Raw genomic sequence first — 4,537 nt, 5'->3', positions numbered from 1 at the left:
TGGCCATGGGCCATTCTTTATTTAATTAGTGTTGCACTTAAAGTGTAAATTCAAGCCACAAATACTGCAATTTCCGAATAGTGCCATATTAAATACGCATCCTTACTCCTAGGGTTAGTGATAATAACCACAATTATACAACGATAACTTTTAAAATAACAAGAAGCCCCGACCGATAAACGAGGGCAGGGAAGAAAAAACACCACTCGTCTAATCGAGTGGTGTTTTGCCAAAATTAGAAATTGTAGTTCCAGCTAGTAATGTAATGCCAAGAACCCTCCTTGTACTTGTAAGTCGTGATGTAATCTCCATGTTCCCAATCCCATTGGTGGTGCTTGGGATTGAAGGCTTTCAAATCGTTGTCGAAGATGACCTTTTTATATTGGGTAGGTTTGAAGTCGGAAAGGATCGAACTATCTTGGTCCTTGGAGTAAAAAGTATTGGCCTTATCCATCGTGAATTCAGTTGCGATGCGGTAGCCATGGAATGGCAGGTACTTGGTCATCTTGAACCAGCTCGTGTTGTTACCACCCTTACGAACGGCGTAGGTGTACTTCTTGCCAGAATTGAAACGGCCGGACTGGACAACCCAGCGCGTCGCACCCGTCCAGTGGCTCATCTTGTAGCGAGTTCCAGATTTAATGGTGTAAGTCTTGAGCTTCTTCGCCGTCGAATTCTGAATCTTATCGACCTTGACCGTTTTGGTCAGATCAACCCATTGAGCTGACTTCCAGTGACTGGCGGCGTGAGCGGTGGTAGTTGATCCAACCACACCGAATGCGGCCAATGCCAGGGCAGTCATGATAAACGTTTGTTTTTTCATGTGTTTCCTCCCGGAATATGTACAGCTTTTAACGTCATCAGTTTTGGACGATTTGAGTCTCCACGGATTAGTATACCTTTTTTAAAAACGCATCTTTTGCTGGTTAAAAGATGTTAATGATTGCCGATCTGACAGTCAAAGTGGTTGAGAAAATCGCGTTGTCACCAGAGACAATCAGCTAGTTGTCGGCACTTATGATAAATTATCTCAATAATTAATTAGCATATTCATTATACAACGATTAGTTTTAACCGAGCAAAAAGATTCCGGTTCTGGGCAAGGGGAATTAGTTTATAAATCGCTTTATCATTGGCGGTGGCCGTACAACCGATCTGCCGCGAGACGTGGTAAGCTAGCTCCAATTACTGAGACACTTGATGATTACAGGGGGTAATGGGGATGGAATTTGCTTTTAAGAACGGCATTCGGGGATTCAGTCAGCGGTTGCACGAGGTCATTGATCAACTTGATGACACGGATTTGGGACTCCTACAGGTCCTGCTAGATATCGCAGTTAATCCGGATCAAGAAATCACGTTCAAGGCAATTGGGGAACAGCTGGCGGTAACGCCTAAGGAACTCGATCATATTCTAATGCGACTCGAACATTTCGGGCTCATCACCTGGCAGGCTGATCCAGTCCAGGTAGCCAAATAAAGCAACGTCGACCCTGGTGAAGAGGTCGACGTTTTCTTTCGATCAAAAAAGCGTAGAACAAAGTGTCTTGTTCTACGCTGAGTTTATTCGCGTTCGGCATCTTCAGCGAGTTCCAACCAGATAGTGAGTGGGGACGGAATGTAATCCGGCCAAATCTCCATCTTCTTGGCACAACGCTGTAAAACGTGGCTGACTTTGTCCTTGGCAAGGTCCTTGAAAACGGTCAAGGCCAGATCGTTGTCTTCCAGATCCGCCATGAGAGTGGGAACCGTGTGTTTCCACTCGTCTACCAAGTCTTGATAAATCACGATGCGTCGGGCTTGTTGGACCGTGTAATCCACGCCCTTGGCATGCAATTGCTTAACGAAACGGTCATATTCTTCGAAAACGGCCTTCTGGGCACGTTCCCAATCGACTTTCATAAACGTTCTATCTTCTACTTTCATTCTTTCGACCTCTTTATTCCCACGTAAATTTGTGAAAACTTATCGGATAATTATGTGAACCTTAAGAAATCGTGTCTTTACATAGTATAGCATTTTTCTGAAAAATAAGTAGTGACGCTTTCGTGAATGCGGCTAAATGGCGTGATGACGGCCTTCCACGGTAATCGCACGCAAAACAAAAGGAGCCTGAAATTCAGGCTCCTTTGCACGGCTAACAGCCGTTGATACGGCAACGCTTATAGTGGTGCTTCTTGGCCCACTTGAGCGTGACGCGCTTGATCTTTCGTGCCCGGCGTAAACCGCGACAACCTTTTGAATAATGGTACTTTTTACCCTGGTAGGGGGCAATCCACACGCGTGACGAGCGTGCTTGGGCGATGGTGACTGGTGCGGTGAGGGGTTCGGCAACACTCCCGAGAGTGAAGGCGACCGCCACGACCGACAGTGTCCGTCGTAAGACTTTCATATGTATCCTCCCTGGAACTAAAAATTGACAGCTTTTTACGTCGTCAGCCATTGGACCAGCGGCTTAGCTAGCGCGACTATACCCGGTGGCATAATCGATGTGATAGCCGGGTTCAATGTTAAAAATATAGACGTTGAAGCGCACGGCATTACTGCCAATGGACTGGGCTCGCATCTGCACGCCGCGGGCCACGAGTTCATTGCCCTTGAAGATTGGCGTCACGGTATAGCGGACGTAATTTTTACGACTGGCCTTGAGGTAGGTTGCGACGTCCATTTCGTTATGCAACATGCTGGGATTGTTCAGGGTTCGTGTCCCAGTCATAAGATTCTTCATATTGTTGTTTTGTCCGGTAAATTGATAACCGATCAGATGACTCCGATTGTAGAGCCAGCCATGAGCCGTTCGCTTGTTATGCCAACCGGTTGGGTCCACCGTGAGGGCCTCACGCTTACTCTTAGGCATCAGGGATTGGTTTAAGAGGGCAGCCGCACCAGTTACCCGATTCAAGCTATCCAAGTTGTGGTAGGTTTGCCAAGCGCCCTTAGCCGTCGACAGTTGGTGATGACTGAAGTGCGGATTGTTGCCATCAATTGTGATCTCTTGTTGGCCGTTGTAGGACAGGGTGGAGAGGTTTGTTTTTGCGGACTTCTTTGCCTTCTTATGGTGGGCTTCCTTTTTCAAGGCAGTCTGTTGCTGATTTAAGCGGGTCTGTTCGCGATCGAGGCGTTTCTTTTCCGCGACATTGGCCTTTTCAAGCTTAATGGCCTTCTTTTCTGGCCCGTTATCGCGGACGATCTTGGTTGAGCTAGCCGTAGAATGACTGGCTTGTTGGGAACCGCACCCCCCAAGTAAGAGGGTGAGACCCGTAAGTATGTATAGGGTGAGACGAAATTTTTTGGACATTAGCGACGCGCCTTTCTATAGCCAGCGGCTTGGGCCTGAGCTTCGGTTTGGAAGTACACCGCGTTTTGACTATTCATGCGGTAACCGGCCTGGTCGGCTGTGTGGTAAATCTTGGAATTTCGATTGCCAATGATTTTGCCCCGCTGACTAGTATTCATGTTCCCCCGATGCGTGTTATGGGAACTGGTTCTGGTTGAAGCGGCTTGGCTGGTCGCCGTCTCGGCTTTGCGGGCACTGGCAGCTTCACTTGCGGCCTTTTTCTGACTAGCCTTCTTGGCCTTGGCCATTGAAGCTGTGGAAGCAGCTAGTGAACTGCTCTGATCATCGAGGGCGTCGCTGGCCTTAGACTGTTGACTCGCCGAATCAGCCAGTCGGCTGGACTCGGCCTGTGCCTTGGCTAGGCGGTCGGTGCCGACCTTAATGGTTTTAGTCTTGGCTGTAGTTGAATCGCCCGTGCTCCCTAGGCCACCGAATCCCATCAGAATGACTAGCACCCCGAGGATGCCGATGATCCAGTGACGTTTAGACGTTTTGAAGAGGGCCCACCAGACGCCGTAACCGCCCAGTAGGAAACAAATTAATAGGAATATAATGGCACTGACCTCCTTTGATCTCGTGATTTTCGGCTTTGGTGCGGCAGTTAAGTCCCGCAGATAATTAAGCCGCCTCATTAATTTTAAGAGAAGTCGTGGGGATCCGCAACCTAAAGTCTGACTTTTTCGTTAAATTGGGGGCGAGGAGAAAATAATGGGGCAGTTATGGCGTACCAAAAAGGCATCCCCATTGCTGGGAATGCCACGGTCGTGCTAATCTTTTTCCTTGAGTAGGTCCACAATTTCCTTGAGGTAGCGTTCCTCCGGCGTGGTGGTATCGACCTCTGGTTCGGGCTTCTTGGCCACGAGCTTATTAATCAATTTGATTAAGAGGAAGACGACGAAGGCAATAATTAGGAAGTTAATAATCGAGTTAATGAAGGCCCCATACTTGAAGTGGGCCTTGCCAACACTGAAGACCAGGTCGGAGAAATCAATGCTACCAATGAAGATACCCAGCAGGGGGTTGATGAGGTTATCCACCAGGGAATTCACAATGGCGGTGAAGGCAGCTCCAACGATAACCCCAACGGCTAGGTCCATGACATTTCCTCGAGCAATAAATTCCTTAAATTCTTTAAGCAAAATGACTCCTCAATTGTCAAATCAAGTGCAACACTAAGAATCTATTCTTAGAAGTGGTCTA

Annotated in this window: 7 protein-coding genes; 1 reads left to right on the top strand and 6 read right to left on the bottom strand. The window is 47.8% G+C overall.

Going from position 1 to position 4,537, the window contains the following annotated elements:
* Nucleotides 1-235: 235 nt before the first annotated feature.
* On the bottom strand, nt 236-823 hold the full coding sequence (locus IV54_RS07835) for a hypothetical protein (RefSeq protein ID WP_057878815.1): 588 nt from the start codon (nt 821-823) through the stop codon (nt 236-238).
* A gap of 399 nt (nt 824-1,222) precedes the next feature.
* Here IV54_RS07835 and IV54_RS07830 point away from each other — a divergent pair, with 399 nt between their 5' ends.
* A complete protein-coding gene (locus IV54_RS07830; protein WP_057878814.1) occupies nt 1,223-1,480 on the top strand; it encodes a hypothetical protein in 258 nt (85 codons plus the stop codon).
* Nucleotides 1,481-1,563: 83 nt separating this feature from the next.
* Here the strand turns inward: IV54_RS07830 and IV54_RS07825 are convergent, their stop codons facing one another.
* The 5 genes from IV54_RS07825 to mscL form a co-directional block, all read right to left on the bottom strand.
* The gene (locus tag IV54_RS07825) at nt 1,564-1,926 is read right to left on the bottom strand and encodes a hypothetical protein (RefSeq protein ID WP_057878813.1); all 363 of its coding nucleotides are present in this window, start codon (nt 1,924-1,926) and stop codon (nt 1,564-1,566) included.
* A 211-nt stretch (nt 1,927-2,137) separates the two neighbouring features.
* Nucleotides 2,138-2,392, bottom strand: coding sequence for a hypothetical protein (locus IV54_RS07820; protein WP_057878812.1), 255 nt, complete (start codon nt 2,390-2,392; stop codon nt 2,138-2,140).
* Between the two features lie 63 nt (nt 2,393-2,455).
* Nucleotides 2,456-3,298, bottom strand: coding sequence for a DNA/RNA non-specific endonuclease (locus tag IV54_RS07815; protein ID WP_057878811.1), 843 nt, complete (start codon nt 3,296-3,298; stop codon nt 2,456-2,458).
* Nucleotides 3,298-3,969 carry a sunset domain-containing protein gene (locus IV54_RS07810; protein ID WP_057878810.1) on the bottom strand — a complete coding sequence of 224 codons (672 nt, stop codon included), beginning with the start codon at nt 3,967-3,969 and terminating at the stop codon, nt 3,298-3,300. Before IV54_RS07810 ends, IV54_RS07815 begins: the two co-directional genes overlap by 1 nt.
* Nucleotides 3,970-4,104: 135 nt before the next feature.
* Nucleotides 4,105-4,476, bottom strand: coding sequence for a large-conductance mechanosensitive channel protein MscL (gene mscL, locus IV54_RS07805; RefSeq protein WP_057878809.1), 372 nt, complete (start codon nt 4,474-4,476; stop codon nt 4,105-4,107).
* Nucleotides 4,477-4,537: the final 61 nt, after the last annotated feature.

Origin of the sequence: Levilactobacillus paucivorans (genome assembly GCF_001437125.1) — a bacterium.
GTDB classification, from domain to species: Bacteria; Bacillota; Bacilli; order Lactobacillales; family Lactobacillaceae; genus Levilactobacillus; species Levilactobacillus paucivorans.
The sequence above is the reverse complement of the archived record's forward strand: the minus strand, read 5'-3'. Positions and strand labels throughout refer to the sequence as shown.